Source organism: Arthrobacter sp. P4_F11 (assembly GCF_056401395.1).
Genome location: NZ_JBFUJK010000007.1, coordinates 20,719 through 34,855 on the forward strand (window position 1 = coordinate 20,719; position 14,137 = coordinate 34,855).

13 protein-coding genes are annotated in these 14,137 nt (G+C 69.6%); 11 read left to right on the top strand and 2 right to left on the bottom strand.

What is annotated here, in order from left to right:
• The first annotated feature begins 166 nt into the window (after positions 1-166).
• The 3 genes from AC1DRO_RS09390 (at position 167) to AC1DRO_RS09400 (ending at position 3,435) form a co-directional block, all read left to right on the top strand.
• Positions 167-2,173: an FAD/NAD(P)-binding protein gene (locus AC1DRO_RS09390; protein WP_476950630.1), complete on the top strand. Its 2,007-nt coding sequence runs from the start codon at positions 167-169 to the stop codon at positions 2,171-2,173.
• A complete protein-coding gene (locus tag AC1DRO_RS09395) occupies positions 2,170-2,778 on the top strand; it encodes a GNAT family N-acetyltransferase (RefSeq protein WP_476950631.1) in 609 nt (202 codons plus the stop codon). The genes AC1DRO_RS09390 and AC1DRO_RS09395 overlap by 4 nt, the downstream gene beginning before the upstream one ends.
• Before the next feature lie 81 nt (positions 2,779-2,859).
• Positions 2,860-3,435 carry a LacI family DNA-binding transcriptional regulator gene (locus AC1DRO_RS09400; RefSeq protein WP_476950632.1) on the top strand — a complete coding sequence of 192 codons (576 nt, stop codon included), beginning with the start codon at positions 2,860-2,862 and terminating at the stop codon, positions 3,433-3,435.
• A gap of 6 nt (positions 3,436-3,441) precedes the next feature.
• On the opposite strand, the gene AC1DRO_RS09405 is transcribed toward AC1DRO_RS09400, so the two are convergent.
• On the bottom strand, positions 3,442-4,506 hold the full coding sequence (locus tag AC1DRO_RS09405) for a bile acid:sodium symporter family protein (RefSeq protein ID WP_476950633.1): 1,065 nt from the start codon (positions 4,504-4,506) through the stop codon (positions 3,442-3,444).
• 243 nt (positions 4,507-4,749) lie between these two features.
• Here AC1DRO_RS09405 and AC1DRO_RS09410 point away from each other — a divergent pair, with 243 nt between their 5' ends.
• Both AC1DRO_RS09410 and AC1DRO_RS09415 read left to right on the top strand, forming a co-directional pair.
• Positions 4,750-6,270 carry a SulP family inorganic anion transporter gene (locus tag AC1DRO_RS09410; RefSeq protein WP_476950634.1) on the top strand — a complete coding sequence of 507 codons (1,521 nt, stop codon included), beginning with the start codon at positions 4,750-4,752 and terminating at the stop codon, positions 6,268-6,270.
• Positions 6,271-6,396: 126 nt separating this feature from the next.
• Positions 6,397-6,681 carry a DUF1540 domain-containing protein gene (locus AC1DRO_RS09415; RefSeq protein WP_476950635.1) on the top strand — a complete coding sequence of 95 codons (285 nt, stop codon included), beginning with the start codon at positions 6,397-6,399 and terminating at the stop codon, positions 6,679-6,681.
• A 173-nt stretch (positions 6,682-6,854) separates the two neighbouring features.
• On the opposite strand, the gene AC1DRO_RS09420 is transcribed toward AC1DRO_RS09415, so the two are convergent.
• Complete coding sequence (locus tag AC1DRO_RS09420; protein WP_028275955.1) at positions 6,855-7,961, bottom strand: GTP pyrophosphokinase; 1,107 nt, start codon at positions 7,959-7,961, stop codon at positions 6,855-6,857.
• A gap of 255 nt (positions 7,962-8,216) precedes the next feature.
• Here AC1DRO_RS09420 and AC1DRO_RS09425 point away from each other — a divergent pair, with 255 nt between their 5' ends.
• The 6 genes from AC1DRO_RS09425 (at position 8,217) to AC1DRO_RS09450 (ending at position 13,991) form a co-directional block, all read left to right on the top strand.
• On the top strand, positions 8,217-9,014 hold the full coding sequence (locus tag AC1DRO_RS09425; RefSeq protein WP_079555271.1) for an alpha/beta hydrolase: 798 nt from the start codon (positions 8,217-8,219) through the stop codon (positions 9,012-9,014).
• 176 nt (positions 9,015-9,190) lie between these two features.
• Positions 9,191-10,573 carry a Na+/H+ antiporter NhaA gene (nhaA, locus tag AC1DRO_RS09430; protein ID WP_476950636.1) on the top strand — a complete coding sequence of 461 codons (1,383 nt, stop codon included), beginning with the start codon at positions 9,191-9,193 and terminating at the stop codon, positions 10,571-10,573.
• Positions 10,574-10,713: 140 nt separating this feature from the next.
• Positions 10,714-11,016: a rhodanese-like domain-containing protein gene (locus AC1DRO_RS09435; protein WP_476950637.1), complete on the top strand. Its 303-nt coding sequence runs from the start codon at positions 10,714-10,716 to the stop codon at positions 11,014-11,016.
• A 31-nt stretch (positions 11,017-11,047) separates the two neighbouring features.
• Complete coding sequence (locus tag AC1DRO_RS09440; protein WP_476950638.1) at positions 11,048-12,409, top strand: MBL fold metallo-hydrolase; 1,362 nt, start codon at positions 11,048-11,050, stop codon at positions 12,407-12,409.
• 102 nt (positions 12,410-12,511) lie between these two features.
• The gene (locus AC1DRO_RS09445) at positions 12,512-13,465 is read left to right on the top strand and encodes a carbohydrate kinase family protein (protein WP_476950639.1); all 954 of its coding nucleotides are present in this window, start codon (positions 12,512-12,514) and stop codon (positions 13,463-13,465) included.
• 13 nt (positions 13,466-13,478) lie between these two features.
• A complete protein-coding gene (locus AC1DRO_RS09450; RefSeq protein WP_476950640.1) occupies positions 13,479-13,991 on the top strand; it encodes a YbhB/YbcL family Raf kinase inhibitor-like protein in 513 nt (170 codons plus the stop codon).
• The last annotated feature ends 146 nt before the right edge of the window (positions 13,992-14,137 follow it).

A 14,137-nucleotide genomic window follows, 5' to 3' on the forward strand; every position in this document is an offset into this window, starting at 1 on the left:
GGCGGCAGGTTGCATACGTTCACGCAGGTTCGCACGGCGTCACACGACGAATTCTTGCCTCGATTTACGCCGCGTGACGCGGGGTGAACGGCCGTGACCGGCGCCTCGACCGGCTCCATTTCGGGTGCCTAGCATGAGGGCTCCGCACCCGAGCCAGGAGACCGTCATGCCAGTGAATGCCCCGTCCGTGGTCCTCATCGGCGGCGGCCCGCGCGCGGCCGGGCTGTTGGAACGCCTCGCCGCCAACCGGCCGGAGCTGCTCGACGGCGCCCTGCAGATCCACGTCGTGGAGCCGTACACCCCGGGTGCCGGCAGGATCTGGCGTTACGAGCAGCATCCCGGGCTGATGCTCAACTCCGCGGCGGCGGACGTCACGATGTTCACGGATGCCTCCGTCCAATGCGAGGGACCCGCGGTCGACGGCCCCGGCCTGGCAAAGTGGGCCGCCGGGGTCCTGGACGGGTCCATCGCGGATGTTCCGGAGCTGCCGGCGGAACTCCGGCGCCAGCTGACCGCTCTCACCGGTGCCACCTTCCCCACCCGGCAGCTGCAGAGTGTCTACCTGGAATGGTTCTTCCGCCGCTCCGTCGCCGCCCTCGGACCGGACACCACCGTCACCGTGCACCGGGACACGGCGTCCGCCGTCGAGCCGGTGCAGCATGTAGCCGAACAGGGTCCGGAACGCTACCGCGTCCGGCTGGCCGGCGGCGCGGTGCTGCCCGCCGACGTCGTAATCGCCTCCCTGGGGCACGCGGATTCGCTGCCCGATGCGGAGTCTGCGGCGTGGGCCGGTTTTGCCGCCCGGCACGGCGCGTTTCACGCGGCGCCCAGCTACACCACCGACGTCGACTACTCACCCCTCGCCGCCGGCCAGGACGTGATTGTCTCCGGCATGGGCCTGGCCTTCGTGGACCTGCTGGTCCTGCTCATGGAGGGCCGCGGCGGCAGGTTCGAGGAGCTGCCAGGCGGCGGCCTGCGCTACGTGCCCTCCGGTGCCGAGCCGCGGCTGTGGGCCGGCTCCCGCCGCGGCGTGCCCTACCACTCCAAGATCACGTCCGCCCTGCGCGGCGACGCGGAGGGCGAGCCGGCGTTCTTCACGGCTGACGCCGTCGCGGCGCTGCTGGATGCGCCCGGCGAGGTGGACTTCCGCGCCCAGCTGTGGCCCCTGATCGCCAAGGACGCCGGTTACGCGTACTACCGCGAGCTGTTCACCGGTTACCCGGAACGGGTCCGGACCGGCTGGCAGGAATTCGCCGAACGGTTCGCCGCGGCGGACTGGTACAGCCAGGAGCGCCGGCGGCTCGTCGCCGGGTCCGTCCCGGACGCAGGGCTCCACCTGGACCTCGAACGGTTGGACCATCCCTTCGCCGGCCGCGTTTACGCGGGTCACGCAGACTTCCAGTCGGCGGTGGCAACGTACATTGGCCGCGACCTTGAGCTGCGCACCGGGCCGGACCATTCGGAAACCCTGGCCCTGTTCACTTCCTTGCTGAAGTCCTACATGGACCTGGGCCGGCTGGTGCCGTCCGAGCGGCTGAACGCGCGGTCGCAGCGGGAGGTCCAGGGCTGGTGGCACGGCTTCTTCAGCTTCGTCGATTCCGGGCCGCCGCCGCGCAGGCTGCGGGAGATGCTGGCGATCCACCGGGCCGGGCTGCTGCAGTTCATTGGCCCGGGGCTGGAGATCGAGACCGCGGAGCACGCGGGCCGGTTCGTCGCCCGCTCGGCCCAGTCCGGGATCACCGTGTCAGCGCCGGCCCTGATCGAGGCCCGGCTCCCGGCGCCGTCGGTGGCCCGCTCCGCGAACCCGCTGCTGCGCCAGCTGCACGCCTCCGGGCTCGGCACCGAACAGCAGCTCCTCACTGCCGACGGCACGCACGCGACCGGACGGCTCCTGGTGTCCGCCCACAACGAGCTCATCAGCCCGGTGGGGGAGCGGCGCGAGCGGCTGTTCGGCGTCGGGCCCGGTACTTCCGGCTGGGGCGCCGGCGCCTTCGCCCGGCCCGGCACCAACGCCGCGCCGTTCCGCGAAAACGATGCCCTGGCTCGGCGCGTCCTGAACCTGCTGGCGAAGCCCAACAACGGCCCGGCCGACAGCGGCCTGGCCAACAACGATCAAACCGACGCCGGCCGGGCGGTGCCGCAGGCCGCCGCCGGCGGAAAGGACCCGTCATGACCCCGCCCCCACTACACACCCCGCCCGTGGACACCCCGCCCGTGGACACCCCACCCGTGGACACAGCCGCGCTGACGGTCCTCAATCTGCCCATGAGCGATCCCAGGGTCCGTCCGCTCCTGGATGAGCTCGCGCTCGAATACGACACCCGCTACGGCAACCTTTTTGGCCGCGGGGCCGCCGCGGAGGAACTCAACCGCTACCCGGCCGAGGAATTCGCCGCGCCGGGCGGGGCCCTGCTGATTGTGCGCGAGAACGGCGAATCCGTGGCCGGCGGCGCGTTCCGCCGGCACGGCCCGCAGACCGCCGAGTTCAAGCGGATCTGGACGCATTCGGCGCACCGCCGCCGCGGACTGGCCCGGTTTGTCCTGGCCGAGCTGGAGGCGCTGGCCGGCCGTCGCGGCTACCGGAAGGTCTACCTGACAACCGGCCCGCGCCAGCCGGAGGCGAAACACCTTTACCTGAGCACCGGTTACGAGGCACAGTTCGATCTCTCCGCCGACCCGGAAACCATCGGGCCGCTGGCATTCACCAAGGACCTGCCCGCCGCAAACCCCGCCGCGCTGCTTGGTGGGCGTGGGCCGGGAACCGGTGCTTCGGGCTAGAGTTCACACAGGGGGTCTGCCCTGAAGCAACGTATTAACGAGCCGCCGCGGACCCGGCGCAGAAACAGCCGGGAGTCAGCAGTGCGGCCTGGATCCAAGCCCACCATCCGCGATGTCGCGCAGACGGCCGGGGTCTCCCTGACCACCGTCTCCTATGTGCTCTCCGGCCGCTCCGGCGGAACCACCCGGATCAGCGAGGCCACCCAGGACCGGGTGCACGCCGCGGTCCGCGAACTTGGCTATGTGGCCAACAGCGCCGCCCGGGGAATGCGCCGGGGCCGGACGGAGCTGGTGGCCGTGGCCGTACCGGACCTCGAGCAGCCCCGGGACAGGGCCATCGCCACGGTGCTGGCCAGGATCCTGCCGGAGCACGGCTACCAGTCGGTCATCCTGCTGGGCGGGAACTGGCGGCAGTTCATGCTCTCCGGCGGTGCCGACGGCGTGATCCACACCAGCGCGCCGGAGGCAGACGACGATTCCGGTGCCATGGCAGAGCTCGCCGGCCGCGGCGCGCCCCGCGTGCTCATCACGGACGACGCCGGGCCCGGCAGCCCTGGTGTCCAGGGCGGACACGAGGTGGTCCCCGCCGGAACGGACACCCCCGAGATCCTGGCCGGGCGCGCCGTCACTCGGCTGCTGGCACAGTTGCGAGGCTAGGACCCCTTAGGCTTCCAGCGCGGCCTCCGGTGCCGCGTCCCGCGTTGCGGCCTCCTGGGTTGCGGCCTCCCGGAGGGGACGCCGGGCCAGCCACGCGGCCACGATCGCGCCGGAGACGTTGTGCCACAGGGAGAAGACCGCAGACGGCAGCGCCGCCAGCGCGCCGAAGTGCGCGGTGGCGAGGGTGGCGGCCAAGCCGGAATTCTGCATCCCTACCTCGAAGGCGAGGGCCCTGCGCGCCTTGTCATCCAGGCGCCCCAGCTTGCCGGCCAGGTAGCCCAGGCCCAGGCCGAAGCCGTTGTGCAGCACCACGGCGAGGAACACGATGCCACCCGCGGCCACGATCTTGCTGGCGCTGCCGGCCACCACAATCGCGACGATCAGGGAAATCACGACGGCCGAGGCCCACGGCAGCGCGGGCAGGACCTTGGCCACGAGCTTCTTGAGGAAGAGGCGGGCCAGCAGGCCGGCGATGACCGGCAGGAGGACGGTCTTGACGATGTCCTGGACCATGCCCCCGGCGTCGATGTTCAGGTACGAGCCGGCCAGGAACAGCACCAGCAGCGGCGTCACGATCGGCGCGATCAGGGTGGACACGGAGGCGACGGCCACGGACAGGGCGACGTCGCCCTTGGCGAGGAACGCCATCACGTTGGAGGCGGTGCCCGACGGCGCGCAGCCCACCAGGATCAGGCCCACCGCAAGCTCCGGCTCGAGGTGGAGTCCGACGGCGATCAGCCAGCCGGCCCCCGGCATGATGACGTAGTGCGCCACGATTCCCAGGGCCACGGCCCAGGGCCGCTTGGCCACCGAGGCGAAATCGGGCGGCGTCAGGGTCAGGCCCATGCAGAACATGATGATGCCCAGCAGGAAGGGCACGCTGGGGGCGAGGGGTTTGAACGCACCGGGGAGCAGGAAGCCGGCGAGCCCGGCCACCACCACAAGGACCGGGAAGACCGTCACCGCGATGCGGGCAATCTTTGCCTCGGCGGCGAGGGCGGGATTGGCCGGGACGTCGGCGGCAGTGCCCGCGTCCCGGGCGGTATTCGGAGTTTTAGTTGCCTCAAGCATCCAAGAATGGTGCCATCGGCGTCCACGGGGTGGCCACTTCGTGACCACCTGTCGGACAAATATGTCAGATTTTTAGGCCGCCGTGCGGGCGGGAGTCCGGCGGGTAGGGTTCATTGCGTGGGTGAGCCCAAAAAGGCGAACTCCCCACCCCGGCGCGACGCAGCGCCCCACCTTCCCTGAATTCTGCACATTCTTTGACATCTGGCGGCCGTTGGGCCTCCTTGACCACGAACGGAGCCAGCGATGGCCACCAGTATCGACGCGCCGGCCCCGGCCGCCACGCCTGCACAACTGCAATCGGTCCGAGGCGCCTTGACGTCCCCGCGACGGCTCAAGACCGAGGTTTTGGGCGGCCTCGTGGTGGCACTGGCGCTGATTCCTGAGGCGATCGCCTTCTCGATCATCGCCGGCGTGGACCCGAGGATCGGACTCTTCGCGTCCTTCACGATGGCAGTGACCATCGCCTTCGTCGGCGGCCGGCCGGCGATGATCTCGGCGGCCACCGGCGCCGTCGCCCTGGTAATCGCCCCACTGGTGAAGTCCCACGGACTGGATTACCTTGTGGCGACGGTGATTCTGGCCGGCATTTTCCAGATCGTGCTGGGCCTCTCCGGGGTGGCGAAACTGATGCGGTTCATCCCCCGTCCGGTCATGGTGGGGTTTGTGAACGCCCTGGCCATCCTGATCTTTCTGTCGCAGGTGCCCGAGCTGGTCGGCGTGCCCTGGCTGGTCTACCCGCTCACCGCGCTGGGCCTGCTGATCGTCTTCGGCCTGCCCAGGCTCACCAAAGCCGTCCCCGCACCCCTCGTGGCCATTGTGGCCATGACGCTCATCACGGTGACGGCCGCCGTCGTCGTTCCCACTGTGGGGGACAAGGGTGCACTGCCGGACTCGCTGCCCTCTTTGTCACTGCCCAACGTGCCGTTCACACTCGAAACGTTGCAGGTCATCTTCCCGTTCGCGCTGGCCATGGCCTTCGTGGGCCTGCTCGAATCCCTCATGACCGCGAAGCTCGTGGATGACATCACGGACACGCGTTCAGCCAAAACCCGCGAGGCCTGGGGGCAGGGTGTCGCGAACATTGTCACCGGCATCTTCGGCGGCATGGGCGGCTGCGCCATGATCGGCCAGACCATGATCAACGTCAAAGCCTCCGGCGCCCGGACCCGGATCTCCACCCTTCTGGCCGGCGTCTTCCTGCTCATCCTCGTGGTGGCACTCGGAGACATTGTGTCCCTCATCCCGATGGCCGCGCTCGTGGCCGTCATGATTTTCGTATCAGTCGCCACCTTTGACTGGCACAGCATCCGGCCCGCCACCCTCAAGGCCCTGCCCAAGAGTGAAACCGCCGTCATGGCAGTGACGGTGGCGGTCACCGTTGCCACGCACAACCTGGCAACCGGCGTCGGGGTCGGCGTACTCGTCGCGATGGTCCTGTTCGCCAGGCGGGTGGCCCACTTCGTCACCGTCGAGCGCACCGTGACGGGGCACGACGGCGGCCGGGCCACGTATCGCGTGGACGGCGAGCTGTTCTTCGCCTCCGCGAATGACCTCTACACCCAGTTCGAGTACGCACTGGACCCCGAACGCGTCGTCATCGACATGCGCGACTCCCACCTGTGGGACACCTCCACGATCGCCGCTTTGGATGCCATCACGGAGAAGTACCGGCAGCACGGCAAGAGCGTTGACGTCGTGGGCCTGAACCAGGCCAGCGCCCTGATGCGCGAACGCCTGGCCGGCAAGCTCGGCGCGGGGAACTGACGGTGCGGCGCGACCGGTCGGACCGGTATTAGGTCACACGTTTGGGTCTTTTTGTTTGCCTTGGTGCGGCCTAGCGTGGATTTACGGCGCCGCCCGTCCGGGTGGCCGGAGCATGGAGGAAATCCAATGACGACGCACGTAGCCGACTGCAGCGTGAGCAATTGCTCCTTCAATGACCACTCCCACTGCAACGCCGCCGCCATCACCGTCGCAGGCGCCGCAGACCATGCCTCCTGCGCGACCTTCATCGACATCGGTGTGCACGGCGGGCTCCCCAAGGTGCTGGCCGACGTCGGCGCCTGCCAGCGTTCCGAGTGCACCCACAACGACCATCTGATGTGCAAGGCGCCCGAAGTTCACGTGGGCCCGGGCGTCGACAACGCCGACTGCCTCACCTACGCCCACACGTAGCCGCACCCGCCGTCCGCGTCCATCGACCATCCGCCCCGCTGGCGCTGAAATTCCCCACCTTTGGTCGCCGCACCCCGCGTGTCGGGGCGGACCGCCGGTGAGGCCCGGCGTCGCTGGTTCAAAGGTGGGGAGGATCGGTGGTGGCAGAGGGCACCCGCGGAGGCAGGCACGCGCTAGCCCTGGGTGAGCCGGTACCGTTCGATCTGCTTGAGCCGGCGCAGGAGGCTGTCGCGCCGCGGGTGCGGGACTGCGTCGGCCGGCTCGGCGGTGAGCTCGATGTGTTCGGTGCCGTACTGCCACAGCAGCAGGTCATCGAGGAGCCGGTCCGGGCCGGGGGAGTAGCGGTGGTCCAAGGCCTTGCGGACCTCGGTGATCCGGTTGGCGCTAAGCAGCCCGGCGAGCTGCATGGTCTGGTTGAGGCCGTGGGCGGCCATGAGCTCCGCGGCCCAGCCCCAGTCGTCGTCGACCTTCCGGTCCACGTGCGGAAGCAGGGTCCGCCAGACGTCGCGGATCCGGTTGGGCGTCAGCTGCGCCGCACCCTCCCCGTCCATGTCCCAGTAGCCGCGGACCTCCTCGTAGCGTTCGTGCAGGTCCGAGAACGCGCTCTCCACGGTCTCCAGCATGGCGGCCGTCGCGGTGAACTGGCGGTCGAAGTGCGGGGTCCACGCCCGCGGGTCCTCGGCCTTGAAGCGGATGTCGTGCTCGATCTCGCTCCAGGCGTGGGCGAAGACGGTCCGGATTTGGCACTCGAAGAAGTAGCTGCCGTTCGGCGGGACGTCCGGGTTGAAGGCCAGCTGGTAGTCCTTGACGGCCTCGTTCTGGATGGTCCGCAGGATCAGGTGCCGGCTGGAGTAGCCGTATGTGCCGGACTCGATCGAGCCGATGTCCTTTTCCCGGTCCCCCCGGCAGTCAAAGAGCTGGCGCTGGCGCTTGATCAGATTCGCCACCACCGCGTTTTCCGCCGGCAGCTTGGTGATCACACGGATTCCCACCATGTCATTCAGGGTCCGGAACGGGTCCGGGAACTTCAGCACAGGTGGCCCGCCCGGCTCCAGCGGTTCTTCAGTGCGGGAGATCTTCTCGCGGAAGGATTCAACGGTCTTGGTGCGTCCGGTGACGAACAACGGCGTGACTTCGGTGTCCTTGAGCATGGTCCGCAGCGTGAGCAGGACCTCCCGGGTGACCAGCTTCAGGGCAGGCCGGACCCGCTCGTACAACTCCACGTTCTCCTGCACGGAATCGCGCAGGCTCACGTCCAAACGGTCCCAGTTGCTCGCCATGGATCCAGCTTACGGCGCACCACCGACACCGGCCCGCAGGCTGGCACCGCCGGGCACGCCCGCAGGCAAGTGCAGCGGAGCAGGCATGGGAGGGGTCCGGCATGGGAGGGGTCCGGCCTGCGCTGGGCCGCTTGGTGCCCAAGGTAGGCTCAACACATGGCTGAAATGCGGCGGCGGACTATGATCGCGGCCGCAGCGGCGGTGACTCTGGGGGCAGTCTCCGCCGCCTGTTCACCGGGCCCCAAGGAGGACGCTGTGAAGAGGCACAAGTACCAATATGGCGAGGACCCCAGCCAGTGGGGTGAGCTCTTCCTCCCGGAGGTTGCCGCGCCCAAGGGTGTGGTGGTGGTGATCCATGGCGGGTACTGGCGTTCGCAGTACGGCGCAGAACTGGGGGAGCCTCTTGCCAAGGACCTCGCCGCGCACGGCATGGCAGCCTGGAACCTGGAGTACCGGCGGGCCGGCAACGGCGGAGGCTGGCCCAACACCTTCGCCGACGTCCTGGCCGGCATCGACAAGCTCGGTGAACTGGCCGACGAGCACGGGCTGGGACTGGACCGCGTGGTGGCCCTGGGCCACTCGGCTGGCGGCCACCTCGCCGTCTGGGCGGCGGGACGCCGCCGGCTCGCGGGGCTTGGTGCCCCGGACGCGGACCGCCAGCTGACGCGTCGGGGCGACGACGACGGCGCGGTGCAGCTCACCGGCGTCGTCAGCCAGTCGGGGGTACTTAACCTCGCGGCCGCCGAGCGGCTTAACCTCAGCAACGGCGCCGTGAGCAACTTCCTGGGCGGCTCGTCGGAGAAATATCCCAAACGGCATAAATTTGCGGACCCCATGAGTGCGGTGCCGCTGGGCGTGCCCGTATATGCCGTTCACGGCACGGAGGACGATACCGTGCCGGTAAGCCAGTCCGAGACCTACGCCGGCGCAGCCAAGGCCGCCGGTGCGCCGGTCCAGCTGCTCAAGGTCCCGGGCGACCACTTTGCGCTCATCGATCCAAAGGCACCCGCGTACCGGAAATGCCGTGAACTCGTGCAGCAGCTGCTGGTCTGACGCCCGGACGCCGCCAGGCCGGCATGCCCGCCGCCAGGCCGGCCCGCCCGGCGGCCGGGATGGGGTTTCCGGTGTCCCTGACGGCATCCCCTGGCCGGCGAAAGCGCATAGACTGGAGCGCAGGTGCGCCGGGAAGTCTGGTCGGCATAGTTTCGCCGACCCATTTTGAGGATCCCATGAGCGCCCTGCCCCCTTCGCCAACACCCTCTTCACCCACACCGCCTCCTCCTTCGCCGCCGCGCCTCACCATTTTCGGCCGGGGCAGCTATGCCGAGGCCCTGCGGATCGGCGAGATCCTCCGTAAGGAAACCGTGGGCGGCGCCCTGCTGGTCGCCGCGGCGATGGTGGCCCTTATCTGGGCCAACTCCCCGGCCTCGGAGAGTTACTTCGCACTGCGCGACTTCACCATCGGCTACGCGCCCTGGCATCTGGACCTGAGCCTGGGCGCTTGGGCCGCCGACGGCCTGCTGGCCATCTTCTTCTTCCTGGTGGGGCTCGAACTCAAGCGCGAGTTTGTCGCCGGAGACCTGCGCGAGCCGAGCAAATCCGTGGTTCCGGTGGCCGCCGCCGTTGGCGGTGTGGCCGTTCCGGCGCTCATCTACGCGGCCATCAACCTCTCCGGTCCCGAAACGCTGCACGGCTGGGCCATTCCCACCGCCACCGACATCGCCTTCGCCGTCGCGGTGCTGGCGCTCATCGGTTCCCACCTGCCCAGTGCGCTGCGGATCTTCCTGCTGACCCTCGCCGTCGTCGACGACCTCCTGGCCATCGCCATCATCGCGATCTTCTACACCAGCGATCTCCACCCCGAGCCGTTCCTGCTGGCCCTGCTCCCGCTGGGCCTCTACACGTTCCTGGCGCACAAATACCGGCGGTTCTTCGGCACGCACGCAGCCGCAGCCTGGGTGATCCTGCTGCCGCTCGGCTTCGCGACGTGGGCCCTCGTGCACGCATCAGGCATCCACGCCACCGTGGCCGGGGTCCTGCTCGGATTTGCCGTTCCGGTCAAACGTTCGAAGGCCAGCGGCGGCCCTGATGCCGGCCCGGGGCTGGCGGAGATTTTCGAACACCGGTTCCGCCCCATCTCGGCCGGGATCGCGGTCCCGGTGTTCGCGTTCTTTTCCGCCGGGGTGGCCATTGGCGGCTGGCAGGGCCTCGGTGCGGCCCTGACGGACCCCGTGGCGGTGGGCATCATCGTGGCGCTGGTTGCCGGAAAGCCGGCGGGGATCCTCGGCACCACATGGCTCATCACCAAAGTCACGCGGGCCCGCCTGGACGCGTCCTTCAAGTGGATCGACGTCTTCGGCCTCGCCATCCTCGCGGGCATCGGTTTCACGGTCTCGCTGCTGCTTGCCGAGTTGAGCTTCGGCCAGGGCACTGCGCATGAAGACCACGCGAAGGTAGGGATCCTCGCGGCCTCACTGCTCGCCGCGCTCCTCGCCACCACGGTGCTCCGCACACGCAACCACCAGTACCGGCGTGCGGAGGAGGCGGAACAGGTCGACTCGGACCAGGACGGCATCCCGGACGTCTACCAGCAGGACCGCCCCGCAGGCTAGGTTGGCGGGCCAGGCCGACGGGCTATATTTGGGGGTGTGGCGGGAGGGGCCGTCCGGAGGGTCAATGATACCCCAAGGGGTATCATGATTGAGCTGGAATACGCGCGCCGGGCCGTCCGGCGCCCGCGAAAGGAACAGGCATGAAGAGCATTTCCGTCAAGGACCTGGCCGCCCTGGGCGATGCCACCGAAATCGTCGATGTCCGCGAGGAAGACGAATACGTCGCCGTCCGCGTTCCCGGCGCCCGGAGCATCCCGCTCTCGCGGTTCGTCCAGTCCCTCGCCGAGGTCCCGGCCAGCGGCACCGTCTACGTCATGTGCGCCGCCGGGAGCCGCAGTGCCCAGGCCGCCACCTACCTGGAGGACCAGGGATACGACGCCGTCAACGTCACCGGCGGGATCATGAAGTGGCAGGACGAAGGACACCCCGTCAACCGGGGCTGACCTTCAAGGGGCTGACCGCACCGGAGGGACCATGGAAGTCATCGTCATCGAGACCCCGCAGCTCGGGGACCGCAGCTACCTGGTCCACGACGGCTCGGTGGCGCTGGCGATCGACCCGCAGCGCGACACGGACCGCATCGAGGCGGCCGCCCGTGACGCCGGAGTAGCCATCACGCACGTGGCCGAAACGCACATGCACAATGACTACATCACCGGCGGGCTGATCCTGGCCCGCGCCCACGGCGCCAGCTATCTCGTCAACGCCGCCGACGCCGTCGGGTTCGAGCGCACTCCCATCACGGACGGCCAAACGGTCCGCGTGGGCTCGCTTACGGTCAAGGCGGTCGCCACGCCGGGCCACACGCATACCCACCTGTCGTTCATCGTGGACGACGGCGGGAAGCAGGCCGTCTTCTCGGGCGGCAGCCTCCTGTATGGCTCGGTGGGCCGCACGGACCTTGTCGCCGAGGCGGACACGGTTGGCTTGACCCACGACCAGTACGCCTCGGTCCGTCGCCTCGCCGCCGAGGCCGGCCCTGACGCGGCACTGTTCCCGACCCATGGATTCGGCTCGTTCTGCTCCTCCGGACCCGCCAGCGGTGCCCGGTCCTCCACCATCGGCGAGCAGCTTGCCGCGAACCACGCCCTAACGGACCCCGATGAGGACCACTTCGTCCGCCAGCTCATCGCCAACCTCACGGACCACCCCTCCTACTACGCGCACATGAGCCCGGCCAATGTCCGGGGCCCGGGCCCCGCGGAGCTGGCCGTTCTGGCATCGCTCGATGCCGCCGAACTCACCCGGCGCCTGGACGGCGGCCAGTGGGTGGTGGACCTGCGCCGGCGCGTGGCGTTCGCCAACAGCCACCTCAAGGGCAGCGTCAGTTTTGAGTACGCCTCCGGCTCCAGTTTCACCACCTATCTCGGCTGGGTGCTGCCTTGGCGCGAACCGCTGACCCTGGTGGGCTCGCGGGAAGATGTTGAGAACGCCATCCGCGACCTCTCCCGGATCGGCATCGAATCCCCCGACGCCGCGCTCGGTTCCGAGCCGCACGCCCTCGCCCCGCAGGCCGGCCTCGCCTCCTACCCGCGGGTGGGCTGGGACGGCATGCTCGCCGGCCGGGCGCCTGATGACACCGTCCTGGACGTGCGCCGGGCCGACGAATTCGCCGCCGCCCGCGTGGTGGGCGCGGTCAACGTGCCGCTGCACGAGCTGTTGCTGCGCCTCGGGGACATTCCCGCCGGGAAGCTTTGGGTGCACTGCGGTTCCGGGTACCGTGCCGGGGTCGCCGCCAGCCTCCTGCAACGGGCAGGCCGGGACGTGGTCCACATCGACGCCAGGTTTGCCCATGCCGCGTCCGCGGGAATCGCGCTGGACACCTCCGCGGCCTGAGCGCCGGCGGCCCGGGAGCGCCGGCAGTGACGCCGGCACGGCGGACGCGGGAGGTGGGCGCAACACACGGCACCGGAGCGCATTCTCTGGCAGAGTATGGTCATGCTCACAGTTATTGGCGAGGGGCTGGTTGATGTAGTCCAGCGGTCCTCCGGCGTCCAGGCCCATGTCGGCGGCAGCCCCCTCAACGTGGCCGTGGGGCTGGCGCGGCTGGACCATCCGGTCCAGTTCATCGGCCGCTACGGCCGCGATGCGTATGGTGAGGCCCTCGCCGCGCACCTGAGGTCGAGCTCCGTGCTGCTCCCGCTGGGACCCGACGAGCTGCCCACCAGTGTGGCCGCCGCCCTGATCGACGACGCCGGCGCCGCCACGTACACGTTCGACCTCGCCTGGGAGCTTCCCGGCGTCGCGGCGCGACTGCCGTTCCTGCTCCAGGGAACCACGCTGCTGCACACCGGTTCGATCGCCACCATGCTGGCCCCGGGCGCCGCCGACGTGTTTGCCGCCGTCGAGCGCGCCCACCCGTCCGCCACCATCAGCTTCGACCCCAATTGCCGTCCCAGCATCATCCCGGACGTGGACTACGCCCGCGGGCAGGCCGAAAAGTTCGTGCGCCTCGCCGACGTTGTGAAGGCCTCCGACGAGGACCTCGAATGGCTCTACCCAGGCGTGGACCCGCTGGACTCGGCCCGCCGCTGGCAGGCGCTGGGCGGTTCCGAAGGGCCGGCAATGGTGGTGGTGACCCGCGGCAGCAAGGGGCCCTGGGCCATCAACGCCGCCGGTGAGGCGCAGTTCCCGGCCCCTGAGATCAACGTCGCGGACACAGTCGGCGCCGGGGATTCCTTCATGGCCGCGCTCCTGTCCGGCGTGGTGGATCTGGGCCTGGACGGGGCACAAAACCGCAAGGGCCTGCGCGAACTCTCCGCCGAAAGCCTCCGCGATGTCCTCGCCCATGCCTCCCGGGCAGCGGCGGTCACCGTGTCCCGCGCCGGCGCGAACCCGCCCACGCGCGCGGAACTGGCACGGATGGAAATGGGGGACCAGCCCCTGCAGTGAGTGAAAGGCAGCCATGACACGCCACGATGTTCCGGTGTTCCCCGTCCGCAGTGAATCCTTCGCGGAGGGCCAGACGCTCCCGGCCGCCCAGCGCAGCGGCAAAATGCGCGCCGGCGGCCAGGACGAATCCCCGCAGCTGAGCTGGAGCGGCGCCCCGGCCGGCACCAAGGGCTACGCGGTGACGATGTTCGACCCCGACGCCCCGGGGCGCGGCGGCTTCTGGCACTGGGCCGTGCTGGACGTCCCCGTCGACGTCACCTCGTTGCTGGCAGGAGCGGGCGCCGAGGGCGGCAGGCTCCTTCCCGCGGGCGCCATCCAGTTGAAGAACGACGCCGGGTTCCACGGCTACCTGGGCGCCGCACCGCCTCCCGGACACGGGCCGCACCGGTACGTCATCACCGTCCACGCGCTCGACATCGCACCGTCCGGACTCAACGAGCACACCGCCCCTGGCAGCCTGGAAGCGAAGCTGTCGCGGCACACCCTGGGCCGGGGCACGCTGACCGGCATCTTCGAACGTCACTGAGCCCCCGCCGCCCGCCTGCCGCCGCGCCTCGCGCCTGACGCCGAGCTCGCCGGAACCTCCCCAGTTCGCCGTGATTGTCCGGCGAACCCGACGCGGTCCGGCGAACTCGGCGAATGCGGCCGCGAGGGCCTGCCGCCCCGGCGCAC